Source organism: Bradyrhizobium nivariense (assembly GCF_029846695.2).
Lineage (GTDB): Bacteria > Pseudomonadota > Alphaproteobacteria > Rhizobiales > Xanthobacteraceae > Bradyrhizobium.
On sequence record NZ_JARWCR020000061.1, the window covers coordinates 37,280 to 55,872 of the forward strand.

Genomic DNA, 18,593 nt, shown 5'->3' on the forward strand with positions numbered 1-18,593 from the left:
CATTGGCGATGCGCAATAGCAGTATTCGTATCGATATCTCGCGAAGGTTTGCAAAGATTTGTCAGCCTTGATTCAATCACGAACGGCTCTCGGTGTACGAACCTATCTATGCGCCGATGATTAGAAAGTCAGGGGTAGCGCGATGTTCGAAGGTTTGGACGCCATAGTCTTGGCTCGGGCGCAATTTGCTTTCACGATGTCGTTCCACATTATATTTCCGTCCTTCTCCATCGGGCTTGCCAGCTATCTCGCGGTTCTCGAAGGGCTTTGGCTCTGGACCGGGCGTGAAGTGTTCATCAGCCTGTTCAATTACTGGCTAAAGATTTTTGCGGTCGCCTTCGGCATGGGCGTCGTTTCGGGAATCGTGATGTCCTACCAGTTCGGTACCAACTGGTCGGCATTTGCAGACAAGACCGGCCCGATCATCGGCCCGATGATGGCCTACGAAGTGCTTACCGCATTTTTTCTGGAAGCGGGCTTCCTTGGGGTCATGCTATTTGGCCTCAAACGGGTGGGGCCGAGACTGCATTTTTTGGCGACCTTGATGGTTACGACTGGTACGTTGATCTCGACGTTCTGGATCCTATCCGCCAATTCGTGGATGCAGACGCCGGCCGGCTACGCGATCAATCCTGAGGGGCAATTTGTCGCCGCCAATTGGCTTGAGGTGATCTTCAATCCCTCATTCCCCTATCGTCTCGTTCACATGGTGCTGGCCGCCTATCTCACCACGGCGCTGGTGGTCGGCGCGGTCGGCGCTTACCACCTGATGCGGGACCGGCATCTGGCTGGTCCGCGCATGATGTTCTCGATGGCCATGTGGATGGTCAGTTTGGTGGCACCGATCCAGATGCTCGCTGGCGACCAGCACGGGCTCAACACGTTGAAACATCAGCCCGCCAAGGTGATGGCCATGGAAGGCCATTACCAGAGCCACCCAAACGGTGCGCCGCTAATACTGTTCGGACTGCCAGATCAGGCTGAAGCCAAAGTGAGGTACGCGATCGAAGTCCCAAAAATGTCGTCGTTGATTTTAAAGCATTCGCCGGAGGCACCGCTCGCTGGGCTCGATACGGTACCAAGGAAGGATTGGCCGCCGGTCCCGATCACCTTCTGGTCGTTCCGGGTCATGGTCGGCCTGGGATGCTTGATCCTGGGGCTCGGCCTGCTCAGCCTGTGGCTACGCTGGCGCGGAGAACTCTACCAGTCGCGCCTGTTCCACGGGATCGCGATGGCGATGGGTCCGGCAGGATTCATCGCCGTGCTGGCGGGCTGGGTCACGACCGAGACCGGGCGCCAGCCGTTCACCGTCTTTGGATTGCTGCGGACGGTTGAATCGGTCTCGCCATTGGCGGCCCCCGCGGTCGCCTCGTCTTTGATCGCCTTTGTGATAGCTTATTTCGTGCTCTTCATCGCCGGCGTGATCTACATATTGCGCCTGATGGCGGTGCCGCCTCACCCGAGCGAACAAGGGCCGCGCAGCGATGTCCCCGTGCGCGCAGCCGGCATTACGCCGGCGGCGGGAGTTGCAGTCGAAGGGGCCGGCGTATGAGCGTATCCCTCGACCTCGCGACGATCTGGGCATTCATCATCGCATTTGCTGTGTTTGTTTATATCGTGATGGACGGCTTCGACCTCGGTCTGGGCATCCTTTTTCCGCTGTTTCCCGCGAAGACTGATCGAGACGTCATCATGAATAGCGTCGCGCCGGTGTGGGACGGCAATGAAACATGGCTTGTGCTCGGTGGCGGCGGCATGATGGCGGCGTTTCCCTTAGCCTATGCCGTTCTAATGCCGGCACTGTACACGCCCGTCATCACGATGCTGCTTGGATTGGTATTCCGCGGTGTCGCCTTCGAATTTCGCTGGCGGACGCGACGCGAGCGCAATCTCTGGGACATCGCCTTCGCCGGCGGTTCGCTCTTGGCCGCGCTGGCGCAAGGCGTTGCGCTCGGTGCCATCCTGCAGGGCGTGCATGTGGAAGGACGCCACTATGGCGGCGGCTGGTGGGACTGGCTGACGCCATTCAGCATTCTGACTGGCGTCGCGCTTGTGATCGGCTACGCTCTATTGGGTGCGACCTGGCTTGTGATGAAGACTGAAGGAGATTTGCGCGAGCGCGCCTATCATTTAAGCTGGATGTTTCTGATCGCGATGTTAGGGGCGATCGGCCTAGTCAGCATCGTGACACCCTTTCTTCACGTGCAATATACCCAGCGCTGGTTTTCCTGGCCGAACGTAATTCTAACTGCGCCGGTGCCGATCGCCGTCGCTGGCATCAGTGCTCTGCTGCTTCGCAGCCTCGCCAGGAAATATGACTATCAACCGTTCCTGCTTTCTTTGACCTTGTTCGCGCTGTCATACGCCGGCCTTGGGATCAGCATGTATCCGTATATCGTACCGCAGAGTATCACGATCTGGCAGGCTGCCTCGCCGGAGAATAGCCAGTCGTTCATGTTGTTCGGAGTGGCTGTGCTGATCCCGCTCATTCTCGGCTATACGGCATGGGCTTATTGGGTTTTTCGCGGCAAGGTGAACGCCACGAGCGGGTTTCATTGATGATTGCTCAGCAAGGTCGTCACTCCTTCAAGCAGCGCCTTGTATGGTTTGGAGCGCTTTGGCTCGGCGGCGTCGGGTCTGTGGCCCTGATTTCGCTCGTTTTACGGCTCTGGATAGCGCCGAGATAAGATCACCGCAAGCGTGTATTGACATTAGTGGCTGTTGAGCTAGAGGGGATCAGGAGCGCAGCTTAGTGCGCTTTTCGGTTATGATATCTGCCCCGCGCTAATGACGTCATGGAGCGGTCGAGGGCGGTTACTCGGTGAGCACCATTATGGTCAAGCCCGGTCGCATCCGGCGTCTCTCCCTGAGTGGCAACGAATTCCTGACTGACCCAAGTTCCGACGAGCTTTCCCTGATCAAGATGGGAGCGGCATCCGATCCCCATAGTATGATGGTACTTTACAGGAGCGACGGTCGAGACAACGAGGTCATGAGCCCTAATCCGCAGTTAGATGGGTTCCTGTCGGTAATTATTCTTAACGAAATGCAAGAATTCACGCTGAACAGGAACAAGAAAGCCATCCAAATTCCTCGGTCCATTAGAGGATCAACGGGGCTACACGACCTTCGGAATACCTACTCGTCGGCAAAGTATCCGGTCTATTCACTAAATTTGGTCTTCTCTTCGGCTTTCCTGGGAGAGTTGCAACCGGATGCCGGATATCGGGGAATGGATCTGTTGCGCGATGCGTTGGATTATGGGAGCCCTGATGAAACGTTACTTCATCTTGGCTTGGCGCTGGTGCCGGCGTTTAAAGAATCGGCAAAGGCTAACCGCCTCTTCATCGATCAAGTATTCCTTGCTGCATGTACTTACTTGATTTCAAAACACACCGCTCAACAACCGTTGGTTTCGGTACGAGGCGGTTTGACCCCGTGGCAAGCGAAAACGACGAAGGACTTTCTTGCTGCCAACATACGGTCCAATGTGTCCTTGGCGGACCTGGCCAATCTGTGTGATCTCTCTCCACCGCAGTTTGCGCGTTTGTTTAAAAGAAGCACCGGTACCTCTCCTTATAGATGGTTTATAGAGCGCAGGGTCGCGCTTTCCAAGTTGATGCTGAAATCGACGAACGACGATTTGGCCGAAATTGCGTTGGCCTGCGGCTTCGCCGACCAGAGCCACTTTACCCGAACCTTCTCCCGGATTGTCGGGTTGAGCCCCGCGGCTTGGCGGCGCTTGCAAAGGAATTAGTCGCAGTTACCGGGTGAGGACCAAACTCCCCTGTGCGGTGGCCTCTATCGCTGTCCAAATTCGATCGGCGGCTTCATTGCTGCATAAGAAATGATCAAATTTGCGAATATCGAACAAAATCAGTCTGGATCGTAAAAGACGCGGGGGTGCCTTTCAGCTACGCGAGGAGCCTGGCAAGACGCTATAGTTCTCAGGCACCGCCCCGACTTCCGGCACTGGCGCGAAGCCCATCGGGCTTTACGGAGGATTCTTGTTAAGTCCCTCATCATCAGAACACGTCGTTTGCTTTGACTCATTCCGTCTAACTCCGGCGCGAAGAATGCTGACGGAGGGCGGCAAGCCACTACGTGTCGGCGGTCGCGCGCTTGATATCCTGATCGCACTTGTGCAACGCCATGGCGAGGTGGTCAGCAAAAGCGAACTTTTGAAGCTGGTCTGGCCCAACACGTTTGTTGAGGAAGATAACCTTAAGGTTCATGTATCGGCGCTGCGCCGGGCGATGGGGGATGGCAGCGCCGGTAAGCGCTATATTGTTTCAGCTTCGGGGCGCGGTTATGCCTTTGTCGCTCCGATTACTTTCGAATCTAACGATGAGAAAACAGAACCGGCGGTTCAGAACAAGCGAACTCACAATCTGCCGGCGCAACTGACACGGTTGATCGGACGTGCGGCCGCGGTCGACCGGCTCGGTCAGCAGATCGAGCGTCATCGCATTATCACAATTGTCGGCGCGGGTGGGATTGGGAAGACTTCAGTCGCTCTCGCCGTTGCGGAGCAATCTATTTCGATCTTCGAGAATGGTGTCTGGCTGGTAGACCTTGCCTCGGTTGCTGACGCCACTCTCGTGCCGCATGCTCTGGCGAGAGTCCTCGGCCTCGATACACGCGACGACGATCTGCTGCCAAGTCTTATCAATGTTCTTCGCGATAAGCATTTGCTGATCGTGCTGGATAATTGCGAGCACCTTGTTCGGGAGGCAGCCCGCGTGATCGCCGAATTGATGCGAAATGCGCCGCGTGTGCGAATCCTGGCGACGAGTCGGGAACCATTGCGCGTTGAAAGTGAGCACCTATATCATCTGCCCTCGCTTGATTGTCCGGTTTCGTCGGAAGGCATGACCGCGCTTGAGATGCAAAACTATTCGGCCGTGCAATTATTTATCGAGCGTGCTTCGGACAATTTGGCTGAATTCGCGATCGGAGACGCAGAAGCACCAATCGTCGCAGAGATTTGCGCCAGGCTCGACGGTATCCCGCTGGCAATCGAGTTTGCCGCGGCTTATGTTGGAACGCTCGGATTGCGTGGAGTCGAATTGCGTCTCAATGATCGCTTGCGTCTCCTCTCGCCGCGACGCAATGCGGTCATCGAACGTCACCAGACGATGCTCGCAACTCACGATTGGAGCTATGCTCTTCTTGATAAATCTGAGCAATCAATTCTGCGTCGGCTCGCTTGTTTCACCGGAAGCTTTACGATGGAAGCGGCGAGCGTGGTTGCCGCAGGAGACGGCATAGAGCCGTCGGTGGTCGTCGATCACGTCGCAAGCCTTATCGCGAAATCTCTCGTTTCCGCTGATGTCGGAGGTGTCGTTGCGCGTTACAGGCTGCTCGAAACCACGCGCGCGTACGCGTTGGAAAAGCTGCGCGACGGGGCTGAACTGGATCGAGCGGCCATGCGTCACGCCACTTACTTCGCGGAGCTTTTGGATCGCGCCTGGTCCGAGAAGATTCGGCTGTTCGAAGAAGGAGGGTATGCCAGCATCGGTGATCAACTCGGCAACGTGCGCGCAGCGCTCCAATGGATATTCTCACCGTCCGGCAATGCCGCTCTGGCCGTAAAACTCGCCGCGGGCGCCGGCTTATATTTTGTCGAACTTGGTTTGATGACGGAAGCGCGAGACTGGGTCGGGCGCGCGCTTCAGAACTTGGATGATATTCATCGAAACACCCGGCATGAAATGATGCTCCAATATGCTTACGCGTATTCGATGGCGATCACGCGCGGAAGCTTCAACGATGGGAACCGCGCCGTGCTTAGATCCATAGAACTCGCTACCTCCCTTGAAGATCACGATCTACAAATTCGAGTGCTCGGCGGTTATCACATGTTTCTGAGCAGAAGCGGAGATAACAGAGCGGCGATGCGCATCGCCCTCCGTGCAAGAGATGTGGCGAAGCAAACAAAGGATCCTGACGCCATCGCAATGGCCGATGCGATGCTAAGCCGCTCTTATTATTACGCTGGAGATCAGGAGAAAGCCGAAGCTTGCTGCCGATCTGCCTTCCAGAAGGCGCCACTTGAACGCAAGATAAATACAATCAGGTTTGGTAACGATCAAAGGGTTCGTGCATTGGCAAGCGAAGCCGGCATCCTTTGGCTCGTCGGTCGTCCCAAACAGGCTGAGGCGTCTGTGCACAAGCTCATGGAACTCTCCGGGCGCCTCGGCGATCCAATTGCAGGAGTTAGTGCGGGATACGCTGCTTCAATTGTTGCCATGCAATGCGGCAATTGGAGTTGGGCGAGCGAGCTTATCGCGCAGTTAGGCACGGTCGCACGGGAACACGCAGTTGCGCCGTTTCCTGTCTTGGCCGCTTCGTTAGAGGCCGAGCTCTCGTTCCGTACGAAGGCGTCGGACACCACAAACCGCTTTTTGATCCTCATGGATAGCTTTGAGGCTGTCCGATCATCCCGCTATAATCCGGCTTACCATAGTATCGCAGTGATCGAGGCGCTAACTCGTGAAGGTCTTGATACGGATGCCAAAGATTTGCTCGACGAGCTGGTCGTTGAAATGAAGGAAAAAGGGCAGTTACTGTATCTCCCTGAATTCCTTCGTCTTGAGGGCGATATCTTGGCGGCCAGAGGCGGCAGGTTCGAAGGCGAGGCGGTGGCTACCTATCAACATGCGATCCAGCTTGCTCGCGAGCAATCTGCCCTCGCCTGGGAATTGCGAGCCGCGACTAGTCTGGCCCTGCTTTATCGTAGTTGGGATCCGCAGAAAGCCAGTTCGATTTTGTTGCCCGTGTATCAGCGCTACTCTGAGGGACACGAAACAGTCGACCTAAGGGTCGCAAAACAACTTCTTGACGGACTGAGTTTGGAGTAAGTCGCCCCGCAGCCGCCCTTTCCCAGGCTCGCTTTACGATTCTTTACCGGACTTCACTCGGCTCCTCGTTCCGGCCCATATAGGTTTCCAGCACTTATCTTGCGGCCTATAGGGAGTGCGCGAATGCTATCATCGGGGCGAGGTACCTTACTCCAGGATGGATCGCCTGACGGGGCGGATAGGGAAATTCGGACCGACGAGATCTGTTTCGGGCCTTTCAGGCTATTTCCAGGAGAGCGGCTACTACTCGAAGCGAATGCGGCCGTCCGTATCGGTAGCCGTGCTCTCGAAATCCTCATCGCGATGGTGGAGCGACCAGGTCAGTTAATCAGCAAAGAGGAACTCATGGCCAAAGTCTGGCCGAACCTGCACGTGGAGCCCGCTAATCTGACAGTCCACATTGCGGCATTGCGACGGCTGCTAGGCGATGGGAAAAACGGTAATCGTTACCTGATCAATATTCCTGGACGAGGCTATCGATTCGTTTCGTCCGTGTCTCTCACGCCCAAGGAGACCTTGTCAGCGAGACCAGTCACTACACCCTGCATGAACAATCTGCCTGCCCAACTCGTGGGTTTGGTTGGCCGTAACGAAACCTTGAATATATTGACTGGGCGGCTCGGCCAGGACCGCCTGCTGACCCTTGTGGGCCCGGGCGGCGTCGGCAAGACGGTCGTTGCGCTCGCCGCGGCAGAACAGGTTTTCCAAAAGTTTGAAGATGGCGTTTGGCATATCGATCTCGCTTGCTTAGGCAACGCCAGTCTGATTCCGAGCGCTATCGCTTGCGCTTTACGGCTTGATGCGGCTGGGGGAAACACCGTAAACGCTCTTGTCGAGCATCTTCGCAACAAGCGGATGTTGTTTGTGTTCGACAATTGCGAACATCTGGTAGACGCCGCTGCATCAATCGCAGCCGCGTTTTTGCGTGGCGCACCCGACGTGCGAATTCTCGCAACCAGCCGTGAGCCCTTGCGCGCAGAAGGAGAGCAAATATATCGACTACCGCCCTTGGGGCTGCCATCGGTATCGAAATCTCTTAAAGCCACTGATATGCTCCGATTTTCGGCGGTAGAATTGTTTGCGCAGTGCGTTACGGCCAAGTTGGCAAAATTTGAGCTGACGGATGAAGATGTACCCTTTGTCGCCAGTTTGTGCCGCAAGTTGGACGGCATTCCTTTGGCGATCGAATTCGCGGCAAGCCTGATCGACACGATCGGGGTTCGTTGCCTGCTAAGACGCCTCGAGGGCGGTCTGCACGGCCTGACAGGGGGCTACCGCACGGCTACGGCGCGACACCACACACTACGGTCGATGCTGGATTGGAGTTACGATTGGCTTCCCGAGCAGGAGCGCATGGTCTTGCGCCGGCTTTCGGCCGTGAAGGGCGAATTCACTCTTGAACAAGCGACTGCTGCGGCTTCAACCGAAGATATGGAAGCCTCCGCAGTTTCAGACAGCGTTGCCAATCTCGTCACCAAATCGCTTATTTTGGCGGACATCGCCGGTAGCGAGCCCGTATACCGACTACTTGAGACAACGAGAGCGTATGCTTTGGAAAAATTGAGGGAGAGTGACGAGATCAATTGTCTGGCTTGCGCCCGCGGTGAGAAACTCCTAGCGCCTCTCGATCTCGCGCCAGCGGCGTAACTTGCGGGTTCGAGGCGGCGCAATGGCTTCTTTCCGATAGCGACCGTAGCCTTCAAATGCTCGTTCAAGGGGATGTGCAAGTGGGAGTTAAGTATGTATCCGCGAAGTCCTGCTGACCTCACCGTCGCTGGCCTGAGCCTGGCGCTCGGGATTGATCCCGCATCCGTCTCATCGATCGAGACCGAGGTCGTTGGGCAAGGTATCGGTATTTACGGTCAACTGGCGCGTATCAGGCTTGTTTATCGAGTTGGAGCGGCAGGCCCAAGATCTGTGATCGCAAAATTCCCATCGGCGATCGAGCAAATCCGCGGTCTTGCACAACAGTTGAAGTTCTACGAACGAGAGGTCAAGTTTTACAGGCATCTTGGCAAAGGCGGCTCCTTACCTAGCCCACAATGCTTTTACGAGTCGTACGATGCTACGAGCGATGACTTCGTCCTGCTCCTGGAGGATCTTGGCGACCATCGGCTTGGTGATCAACTAGAGGGATGCTCTGCGGAGGATGCATTCGTGGCGGTTCGCCAACTCGCGGATCTTCACGCGGAATGGTGGGAAAGTCCCAAACTGAAGACAATCGACTGGGTGCCGCTAGGCGAGAGCGAAGTAAATAAGGGTGCCATGGCACTCTATCCTGTTGCTTGGCCGCTCTTTCTTCAGCGGTGTGGCGCGGCCCTTTCTGATGAGATGCTGCGAATTGGTGAACGCCTATCTGATCAGATCGCGGCCATGCTCGATCGCTTTCGCGATCGACCACGTACGCTTTGTCATGGCGATTACAGGCTCGCCAATCTGTTCTTTGGCACACGGCCAGACCATGAGCCGATCAGAGTTGTGGATTGGCAAATCGTTAGCCAATGCGTGGGCACGTACGACGTCGGAATGTTTCTCAGTCAAAGCGTGGCTCCGTCAATCCGGCGCGACATAGAATTAGATCTTCTACGTGCATATCATGACCGTCTGTTCGAACATGGAGTGAGAGGTTACACGTTTGCTGATTGCATCGATGATTATCGTTGGACGCTCATGTTTTGCTTCTGCTATCCGGTTATAGGTGGCGGTCTCGGCGACCTCGCCAACGAACGCGGCGTTGCGTTGGCTCAGGCGATGACGGATCGGTGCGTTTTAGCAATTAACGACTGGAAGGCCTTCGAGTTCTTAAAGCCTTAGTCGGTTTCATTGGGTGATCACGTTCTCTTTTGTGCGCAACGCCGCCTCCGTCGCAAAACGCTTTAGGCTGGGACGTGCAAATCTCTTGGTCCTTTGCATGCGCTCCACCGAGCAGATGACTGCGCCCATTTCGTTCCGCGCGATCGCGCGTCCCGTCGTGCGCAATCGTTCACACGAGATGGCCGCCGAAACGACTGTCCGATCATTGCAGGCCTAGGCACCGACAAAGCGCGGCGAGGCTGCCATCGCGAACGCGGTTTATCACGCGATTGGCAAACGAGTTCGCAGCCTCCCCATTCGTATCGAGAGCATTATCGACCAAGGCATGGGCAAGCCCAGGTTAGGCTAAGTCAACGGACACCAACTTCGGAAAACCAAGCTAAGGTGCAGAAAAGGGATACCACCTGATACCCGTTGAAGCCCTTCCATTCTCGAATGGCTACTTCTGGCGGCTCGCCCAGCGCAAACAGTTCAATACTCAGACCAACTAATAGTTGAGTATTATTCTCTGTCCCGGCGGCGTAGCGGACCGTCAGGTGCATCCGGCCGAACCGCGCAGGCTGCAGATTACCTTGGCCGCGCGGTGGTGAACGCTGCCTAGTGACTTCGCGGTAGAGGGCGTCACCAAAGCCTTCCTTGGCCGCGATCGATCGAGAAGCCGCGATTCGGTCCTATTGCGGAATGCTCAGGACCCGCCGATCCACGACGCCCAGTGTCTACTTCCTAGCAGACCGCCTTCGGCCACAATCCGATTGAGCTCCCAAGAGCCTACGCGGCCCAGAGGAACGCCGACTTGTTTATTGCCTGGTGATATTCACTGGCTTCATCGCTGCGTCAAGCGGCGGTGCGCCGCTCGTTCCGAGTCCGGACGTATCGAGTTTCACCGCGTCATCGCCAGTCGCCGCGGAATGGTCGGCCGCAAGCAGGATGTAGAACGCCGGCACCACGAACAGGGTGAACAACGTTCCAATCGAAAGTCCGGAGGCGATCACCAGCCCCATGTTGAAGCGCGAGGCTGCGCCCGCGCCGGACGCGGTGATCAATGGCATCACGCCGATCACCATGGCCGCTGTGGTCATCAGGATCGGGCGCAGCCGGATCGCTGTCGCTTCGATGACCGCATCGCGCTTGGAGCGGCCGGCATGCTGCAGTTCATTGGCGAACTCGACGATGAGAATGCCGTGCTTGCTGATCAGCCCCATCAGGGTCACGAGGCCGACCTCGGTGTAGATGTTGAGGCTCGCGCCCTTGATGCCCAGCATGATGAAGATCAGGGCGCCCGCGATCGACATCGGCACCGAGACCAGGATGATCAGCGGATCACGGAAACTTTCGAACTGCGCCGACAGCGCCAGGAAGATGATGATCAGGGCAAATCCGAAGGTGACCGCGAAACCGGATGATTCCTGAATGAACTGCCGCGACTGTCCGCCATAGTCGATGGTGTAGCCCTTGGGCAGGGTCCGGTCCGCGATCTCCTTCAGCGTCGCGAGCGCTTCGCCGGTGATCACACCGGGCATGGCCACGCCGGAGATAGTGGCGGCATTGACCTGCTGGAAATGGTTCAACGATTGCGGAACCGTGGTCGTTTTCAACGACGCCACCGTCGACAGCGGAACGGACGTGCCGTCGGAGGTCTTGATGTAATAGTTCAGCACCTGATCGGCGTTCAGCCGCTCGCGCTGCGCGACCTGGGGAATGACCTTGTAGGAACGGCCGTCCAGGCCGAAATAATTGACATAGCCGCCGCCCAGCATGGCGCCGAGCGCACCGCCGACATCGCTGAGCTTCAGTCCGAGCTGCGCGGTCTTTTCGCGGTCGATCAGCACCGAAGTCTGCGGCTGGTCCACCTTCAGGTCATTGTCGAGGAAGATGAACTTGCCGCTTTTCAACGCCTCGGCGGTGAATGCTTTCGCGATTCCATCCAGCCGATCGAACGGGTCGGTGGTCTGGATCACGAACTGGATCGGAAGCCCGCTCGCCCCCGGCAGTGGCGGCAGCTGGAACGCGACAATCTTGGCTCCGGCCACCCCCGCCATCTCCTGCTGGAGCGCTGGCTGCAACTCGGCTGCGGTCTTGTCGCGCTTGTCCCAGGGCTTGAGCACCCAGCCCGCGATCGAGCTCCCGACGAGATCGAGCTGGAACACCGCCGCGGTTTCAGCGTGGGCCGAAATGCGCCGGTAGACCTCGGCGGAATATAACAGCTTCTGCTGAAGTGTGGCGTTCGGAGCGAGCGTGGATTGCATCAGGATCGCGCCCTGATCTTCCTCCGGCGCCAGCTCATTCTTGGAATTCGTGTAGAGCCAGTAGATGCTGCTCAAGATCAAGGCCGCGAACACGACCGTGACCGGGATCGTCGTCAGGCTCGATTCGAGCAGCCGCCGGTAGCGGTGTTGCAACCACTCCATGCGGGCGTCGATGAACCCGACGATTCGATCGTTCAGCGTCGGCTTGCCGGTGTTCGGCGGCTTGAGAATGAACGCGCAGCACATCGGTGTGAGCGTCAACGCGACGATGGCCGATACGGCGACTGCGCCGGCGAGTGTGAAAGCGAACTCGGTGAAGAGCGCGCCGGTCAAGCCGCCCTGGAATCCGATCGGCACGTAGACCGCGATCAGCACGACCGTCATGGCCAGAATCGGGCCCGATAGTTCCCGCGCGGCCATGATCGCCGCCTGCAACGGCTTCGTGCCCTCGGCCAGATGCCGGTTGACGTTCTCGACGACGATGATGGCGTCGTCGACCACGAGACCGATTGCCAGCACCAATGCAAGCAGCGTCAGCAGGTTGATCGAGAAGCCGAGCGCCAGCAGCAGGGTGAAGGTGCCGATCAGCGACAGCGGAATCGCGATCACGGGGATCAGGACCGACCGCCACGAGCCGAGGAACAGGAAGACCACCACGGTGACGATCAGAAGCGCTTCGACCAGGGTATGGATCACCTCGTCGATCGAGCTGTTCACGAAGTCGGTGGAGTCATAGATGATTTCGGAATTCATTCCCTCAGGCTGCTGCGCCTTGATGTCGGGATAGACGGCGCGGACGCCTTTGATGACGTCGAGGAGGTTGGCGTTTGGCGCAACCTGGATGCCGATGTAGACCGCGCGCTTTCCGTTGAAGCCGACGGAGGAGTCGTAATCCTCCGAGCCCAGAGTGACGTTCGCCACGTCGGACAATTTGACGTTGGAGGAGCCCGCCTGCTTGACGACGAGGTCGCGAAACTCCTGAAGAGATTTCAGGTTCGTGGCGGCGGTCAGGTTGACCTGCACCATCTGGCCTTTGGTGGTGCCGAGGCCGGCAATGTAGTCGTTGCTCGACAGCGCGGTCGATACGTCGGAGGCGGTCAGCCCGTAGGCCGCAAGCTTGATCGGATCGAGCCAGGCACGCAGCGCGAAGGTCTTGTTGCCGAGCAGCTCCGCGGTCTGCACGCCCGTCACTGCCTGCAGCTTGGGCTGCACCACACGGATCAGATAGTCGGTGATCTGGTTCGGCGCCAGCACGTCGCTGCTGAAGCCGAGATACATGGCATCGATGGTCTGGCCGACTTTGACGGTCAGGACCGGCTGCTGGACGCCGCTCGGAAGCTGGTTGAGGACCGAATTGACCTTGGTGTTGATCTCGGTGAGCGCCTTTCCGGAATCGAAATTCAGTCTGAGGTTGACGGTGATGGTCGATGTGCCGGACTGGCTGCTCGACGTCATGTAGTCGATGCCATTGGCCTGAGCGATGGCGTTTTCCAGCGGCGTGGTGATGAAGCCGGCGACGATCGCAGAATCCGCGCCGTAATACGTCGTCGTCACCGTGACGATCGCGTTCTGTGTGCGCGGATATTGCAGGATCGGCAGTGACGTCATCGACTTCAGACCCAGCACCAGGATCATCAGGCTGACGACGATCGCAAGCACCGGCCGACGAATGAAGATGTCGGTAAAGGACACGTTTTCTATCTCACTGATCGACGGGTGACGGATTTGGATCGTTTGGTAAGGTGACGGAATTATCGACCTTCAGCAGGGTGCCGTTCCGCAGCTTGATCTGGCCCGCCGTGACGACGGTTGCGTTCTGATCGAGGCCCGAGACCACCGCCACCTGATCGCCGCGGGTGGCGCCGGTCTTGATGAAGGTCTGGCGGGCGACCAATCCCTCCTTGCCCGGCGCATCGCTCTTGACCGCGAGAAAGACGGACTCACCGTACGTGTTGTAGACGATCGCGGTCTGCGGCAGCGTGAGGTAGCTGGTGGGACGCCCGACCCGCAGGTCGATTCGCGCGAACATGCCGGGCAGGAGCTTGCGGTCCGCATTGTCGAAAAGCGCGCGGACCTGAACGTTGCGGCTGGTTTGATCGACCTTGGAATTGAACGCCTGCACGGTGCCCTTGAAACTGCGGTCCGGAAACGCATCGACGCGCGCCAGAACCTGTTGCCCGACGGTGACCTGATCGATTGCCTGCTGGGGCAACGTGAAGTCGACGAAGAGACGGTCGAGAGCCTGCAGCGTGACGATGGTGGTGCCGGCCGTCAGATATTGGCCGACGTCGACCTGACGTACACCGAGACGCCCTGCAAACGGCGCCCGCAGCGTCTTTTGATCCACCAGCGCTCGCTGCTGGGCCACCAATGCGAGAGCGTTGCGCTCGTTGACGGCATCGCTGTCGACCGTCGCCTGGCTGACTGCATTGATCTTCAGCTGCCCCTGATCGCGCCGCAACGTGATGCCGTAGCCATCGGCGGTGGCCTGCAACGACTGTAGCTTGGCGACATCGTCCTCTTTGCGCAGATCGAGCAGCACGTCGCCTGCGGCGACTTCCTTGCCGGATTCGAAATGAATGCTGTCGACGATGCCGGGCTGCTGCAGCGAGAGATCCGCGCCGTTCACGGCACGGAAGGTGCCGATCGCCGTCAGCGTGGATTGCCAGTCGCTCGACTGCGCCGTGGTCGTCGACACCGTCTGCGGAGGATCCGCCAGCGAGGCCATTGCCTGCTTGATCATGCCGGCGCGGAAGTTGACGAACCAGGCAAGGGCGGCAAATACCGCTCCGATGACACACAACATGATGATCATGCGTTTGAACATGCGTCGGGCTTTCGCTTTAGTTGGCTGACGGAGCCGGCTGCGGCGGCAATGCGCCCGCGGGTACGAATATCGCGGCAACGCCGGCGGGCTTCACCTCGGCGGCGGGAGATACATCGATGCGGTTCCACCAGCCGCCACCGAGCGCCTGGTACAGCGCAACGGTGTCCGCATAGCGCGAAGCTTGCGCCTTTACGCGATTGATCCGTGCCGTCAGCAGCGTCTGTTCGGCGTTGATGACGGAGATGAACGTGGTCGAACCGGCCTTGAACTGGGCCTGGGACATCTTGAGGCTTTCGGCCGCGGTTTTTTCCGCTTCGACCTGGGCTTTCAGGAGATCGGCATCCGATTGAATCGCGCGGAGTGCGTCGGCGACATTCTGGAATGCCGTGATGACCGTCGAACGATATTTCGCGCCGGACTGCTCCAATGCCGCGACTTTGGATTCCTTGGTGTGAAACAGGCTTCCGGCATCGAAAATCGGTCCGGTGACGCTGGCGGCCACGCTCCAGGCCGCCGATTGCGGGCCGTAAAGACCCGACAGTGCGAGTGCGGAGCTGCCACCGGAGGCCGACAGCGTGACGTTCGGAAGCATGTTGGCAACGGCCACTCCGACGTTTGCGCTGGCCTGGTGCACCTGGCTTTCGGCGGCCTGGATATCCGGACGCTGACGCACCAGCAAGGACGGGACGCTGATCGGCAGGTCGCGCGGCAGGCGCAAGTTCGACAGCGGGACCGCTTCGCCCCGATCCTGGCTCGACAGCCGGCCGAGATAGGCCATCAGCTGGTTGCGATTCTGCGCGCGCGATTTCTGCAATGGCGGCAAGGTCGCGACCGTCTGCGCAAGCTGGGCCTTCTGGGTCAGAACGTCGGCGTTTGAAACGGCACCGAGTGCGAACTGCTGTTCGAGCAACGCGACCAGCTGGCGCTGGCCTTCGATCTGTTCCTCGGTGACCCGAATCTGATCGGCGTAGGAGGCGTCACTGATCGCAGTCGTCACGACATTCGCCGTCAAGGTCAGATAGGTCGCCTCGAGCTGGAAGCGCTGGTAGTCGGCATAGGCAAGATCGGCCTCGATCCCGCGCGCCTTGCCGCCGAAGATGTCGGGCGTGAAAGAGATGGGGACGGACGTCTTGTAGAGAGTGAATAAGGACGACGGTCCGGTCCGTCCGGATTCCGCCAGGGGTGTCTGACTGCGGGTTACGCTGTCGCTTGCGGACACGGAGGGCAGCAGCGCGCTCATGTCGGCCGCGGCCACTTCGCGGGCCTGGCGCAGCGCCGCCTGCGCTGCCGTGATGTCGGGGTGGTTATCGATCGCTTCCCGGACGAAGGCTTCGATCCGTCGCGAGCGAAACACCTTCCACCAGATTCCCGGCACATCGGTGCCTGCGACGAATTTTTGCGCAGTGCCGCCGGACCCATCCGCGCCAGTTGCCCCGGACAATCGGCCCGCGGTGTACCCGCTAACCCCCGGTGCGTCCGCAGGAACGAAATCGGGACCGACCGCGCAACCTCCGAGGGCAAGGGCATGCGCAAGGGGCAATAAAACACCGCTTTTGAACCATCTTCGATAAATCATCTTCGCCCGCTTGGAACTGAACGGTCCAGTACTTGACGGGAACAGCATGGATTGTCAATAGTACTGAACCGTTCAGTTTTTTGTTATCGAAAAAGAGAGATGATTCTCACCGCCGCCGTCTGTTCTTTTGTTTCAGTTGATGACAGTGCGAGATGTTGTGGGTTTCCCTGGGAAGCGCGCTGTGAGGCAAGGAGATCCGCCTTTGATTGAAACCACCGAGAACCCAGCTCGCGAAAAAGAGGGCTCTCACGCTGGCCGCAAGGTCGACCTCGTCAGCCGTGCGGCGTGGGAGCTCTTCCTCGACCAGGGATTTTCTGCAACCAGCATGGACGCCATCGCGAAGGCCGCCGGCGTTTCCAAGGCCACGCTCTACGCCTATTTCCCGAGTAAGGAGGCCCTGTTTGCGTCCTTGATCGTTGCGGAGTGCGAGAGCCTGCAAGACGATTTGCCGGTCCCGAAACTGTCCGCCGGACTGCCCGAGGCGCTGCGGGAGTTTGCCAAGCAATACCTCAACAGCTTCATCCATCGAAAAGATGTCGCTTTCGTCCGTATCATCGCCAACGAGAGTGGACGGTTTCCCGTGCTCGCCCGACTTTTCTATGAGAGCGGACCCGAGGCGACGACCCGGCGGCTTTCCATATTTCTCGACGAAGCTAGGGCCAAAAAACTGTTGGAGTTTGACGATCCATTGGAGGCGGCCAAGCAGTTTCTGTCACTGGTGCGCGGCGAACTGCCACTGCGAATCGTCTTGGGCCTTAGCGATGTCACCGAGCAAGAGATCGAACAGGAAATCGAGGCCGGGCTGAAATTCTTCCTGAAAGCAGGTCAGCCTCGTGCCTGAAGGGTACGCAAGTGTAATGAAAGCAAGGGCCGGTGCCAACCCGCTCGTAAATTGCATATGCGCACCTCTTCAGTCTTCTACTATGCCTCGTATTCGCCTGACATTCGTGACTTTTACACGCTGTTCTTTCTTTGCGACGGGCCCAGACCATCTGGTGCAACCGACATCGCAAACGAGCGAGGCGATGTTTTCGCCAAAAGGTCAGCTGCCTAGTCTATGGGAGGCAGGACCATTGAGCCTGAGGTTGAGGCGGCGTTCGAATTCGCAACGGACACGACCAGGCCCGCTTTCCTCGACTAAACGCGCATCCGTCCCCGGGGGCGGCGGCTTATCTATCGGCACCCTCTCGGCCGTCCCTGCTCGCTACGCGTTTGAGCTCCCCCGCCAGCGTGGCGGCTGAGAGGGGAAGTCGCCAGCGACGACCAATCACGCGGCAATTGGCACAAAACGAAGGTTCTGCATGTCCTTGGCGGCTCGCGACGAGCCTTGCGTTGGATAACAACTCGAGTTCTCGCGTGGCCAACGACGGCGCCCTGCCACTCGCCTCCACGTACCCTTTCTCTAGGTTTGGATTTGCGCGCACTCACCAACACCGAACTGATTGCCACAAGGAGCGAGCGGCGTGACGAGAGGACACGGAATCTATATCCACTGATGGTGGACTCGCTCCCCTGTGCAGTTGGGCGACGCGATCCTCGAGTTGCTTGTCCGTAGCCGTTAGCCGATGGTTTAAATCGCAGATAATCTCCCCAAGTTGGGGTACGAAATGTTTAGGTCCACCGAAAAGGGGCTTGGAGGTCGCGCAATAGCGTCCATTGACGCGCGCCGACACGAGTTTGAACGCGGCGGCGATCGCGCATGAGACCGAGAAAACGCGTCGACGTTTTCCGGCAAGATTTTGTATTCGATCTTGATCATGATCGGACCGCTCCGTGGTTGCAGATCGAGAGCGACTTCGGGAGATTCGGCGGCTTCAGAAGGCGCGTTGTCGGTTTCGGCGCATTCTTGGATCGGCAAAAAGAATCCGATCCCTGCAACAAGCAAGAAGGCTCCGGCCGAGAGCACCAACGCGGCCGCCAATGAATAGCCCTGCGCAATCGCTCCCCACAACCAACTCCCGGCCGCTATGCCCCCATACGTCAAGGCATAGTAGATCGAAATCGTTCGGCCGACGATCCACCGCGGGCTTGCCCATTGGACACTGATGTTAAATCCGGACCAGCCAACAACCCATCCTGCCCCCAAAGTGAGAGCGATCGCGGCGACCGCCGGAGAGGAGGTCAATGCCAACGAGGCCGAATGTGTTTCGGCATGGAATAAGGACCCCGTTTTCGGGGTGATCGGCATCCAATCGGGACCCCGGGATAAGGGTCCACAGTGGCTTCCATCGAGTCATGGAAGCCGAGGTTGGGATGCTGGTGGTGGA

12 protein-coding genes are annotated in these 18,593 nt (G+C 58.3%); 7 read left to right on the forward strand and 5 right to left on the reverse strand.

The genetic code is table 11. The features are described 5' to 3' along the window. Positions 1–142 precede the first annotated feature (142 nt). The 6 genes from QCM77_RS34630 to QCM77_RS34655 all read left to right on the forward strand — a co-directional run bounded on the left by QCM77_RS34630 (position 143) and on the right by QCM77_RS34655 (position 9,677). The gene (locus QCM77_RS34630) at positions 143–1,552 is read left to right on the forward strand and encodes a cytochrome ubiquinol oxidase subunit I (RefSeq protein WP_280095966.1); all 1,410 of its coding nucleotides are present in this window, start codon (positions 143–145) and stop codon (positions 1,550–1,552) included. Next, a complete protein-coding gene (gene cydB, locus QCM77_RS34635; protein ID WP_280095967.1) occupies positions 1,549–2,559 on the forward strand; it encodes a cytochrome d ubiquinol oxidase subunit II in 1,011 nt (336 codons plus the stop codon). Before QCM77_RS34630 ends, cydB begins: the two co-directional genes overlap by 4 nt. Positions 2,560–2,821: 262 nt before the next feature. After that, complete coding sequence (locus tag QCM77_RS34640; RefSeq protein WP_280095968.1) at positions 2,822–3,757, forward strand: helix-turn-helix domain-containing protein; 936 nt, start codon at positions 2,822–2,824, stop codon at positions 3,755–3,757. 319 nt (positions 3,758–4,076) lie between these two features. Continuing rightward, the gene (locus QCM77_RS34645) at positions 4,077–6,863 is read left to right on the forward strand and encodes an ATP-binding protein (RefSeq protein WP_280095969.1); all 2,787 of its coding nucleotides are present in this window, start codon (positions 4,077–4,079) and stop codon (positions 6,861–6,863) included. Between the two features lie 123 nt (positions 6,864–6,986). After that, on the forward strand, positions 6,987–8,510 hold the full coding sequence (locus QCM77_RS34650; protein ID WP_280095970.1) for an ATP-binding protein: 1,524 nt from the start codon (positions 6,987–6,989) through the stop codon (positions 8,508–8,510). Between the two features lie 93 nt (positions 8,511–8,603). Continuing rightward, positions 8,604–9,677, forward strand: coding sequence for a phosphotransferase (locus tag QCM77_RS34655; protein ID WP_280095971.1), 1,074 nt, complete (start codon positions 8,604–8,606; stop codon positions 9,675–9,677). 350 nt (positions 9,678–10,027) lie between these two features. On the opposite strand, the gene QCM77_RS34660 is transcribed toward QCM77_RS34655, so the two are convergent. The 4 genes from QCM77_RS34660 to QCM77_RS34675 all read right to left on the reverse strand — a co-directional run bounded on the left by QCM77_RS34660 (position 10,028) and on the right by QCM77_RS34675 (position 16,326). Then, positions 10,028–10,219, reverse strand: coding sequence for a hypothetical protein (locus QCM77_RS34660; RefSeq protein WP_280095972.1), 192 nt, complete (start codon positions 10,217–10,219; stop codon positions 10,028–10,030). Positions 10,220–10,474: 255 nt separating this feature from the next. After that, the gene (locus tag QCM77_RS34665; RefSeq protein WP_280095973.1) at positions 10,475–13,615 is read right to left on the reverse strand and encodes an efflux RND transporter permease subunit; all 3,141 of its coding nucleotides are present in this window, start codon (positions 13,613–13,615) and stop codon (positions 10,475–10,477) included. Positions 13,616–13,625: 10 nt separating this feature from the next. Then, a complete protein-coding gene (locus QCM77_RS34670) occupies positions 13,626–14,750 on the reverse strand; it encodes an efflux RND transporter periplasmic adaptor subunit (RefSeq protein ID WP_280095974.1) in 1,125 nt (374 codons plus the stop codon). 16 nt (positions 14,751–14,766) lie between these two features. Beyond that, positions 14,767–16,326 carry an efflux transporter outer membrane subunit gene (locus QCM77_RS34675; RefSeq protein ID WP_280095975.1) on the reverse strand — a complete coding sequence of 520 codons (1,560 nt, stop codon included), beginning with the start codon at positions 16,324–16,326 and terminating at the stop codon, positions 14,767–14,769. Between the two features lie 202 nt (positions 16,327–16,528). Here QCM77_RS34675 and QCM77_RS34680 point away from each other — a divergent pair, with 202 nt between their 5' ends. Beyond that, the gene (locus tag QCM77_RS34680; protein ID WP_280095976.1) at positions 16,529–17,167 is read left to right on the forward strand and encodes a TetR/AcrR family transcriptional regulator; all 639 of its coding nucleotides are present in this window, start codon (positions 16,529–16,531) and stop codon (positions 17,165–17,167) included. A 729-nt stretch (positions 17,168–17,896) separates the two neighbouring features. Here QCM77_RS34680 and QCM77_RS34685 read toward each other — a convergent pair. Then, positions 17,897–18,514, reverse strand: a complete 618-nt coding sequence (locus QCM77_RS34685; protein ID WP_280095977.1) for an MFS transporter — start codon at positions 18,512–18,514, stop codon at positions 17,897–17,899. Between the last annotated feature and the right edge of the window lie 79 nt (positions 18,515–18,593).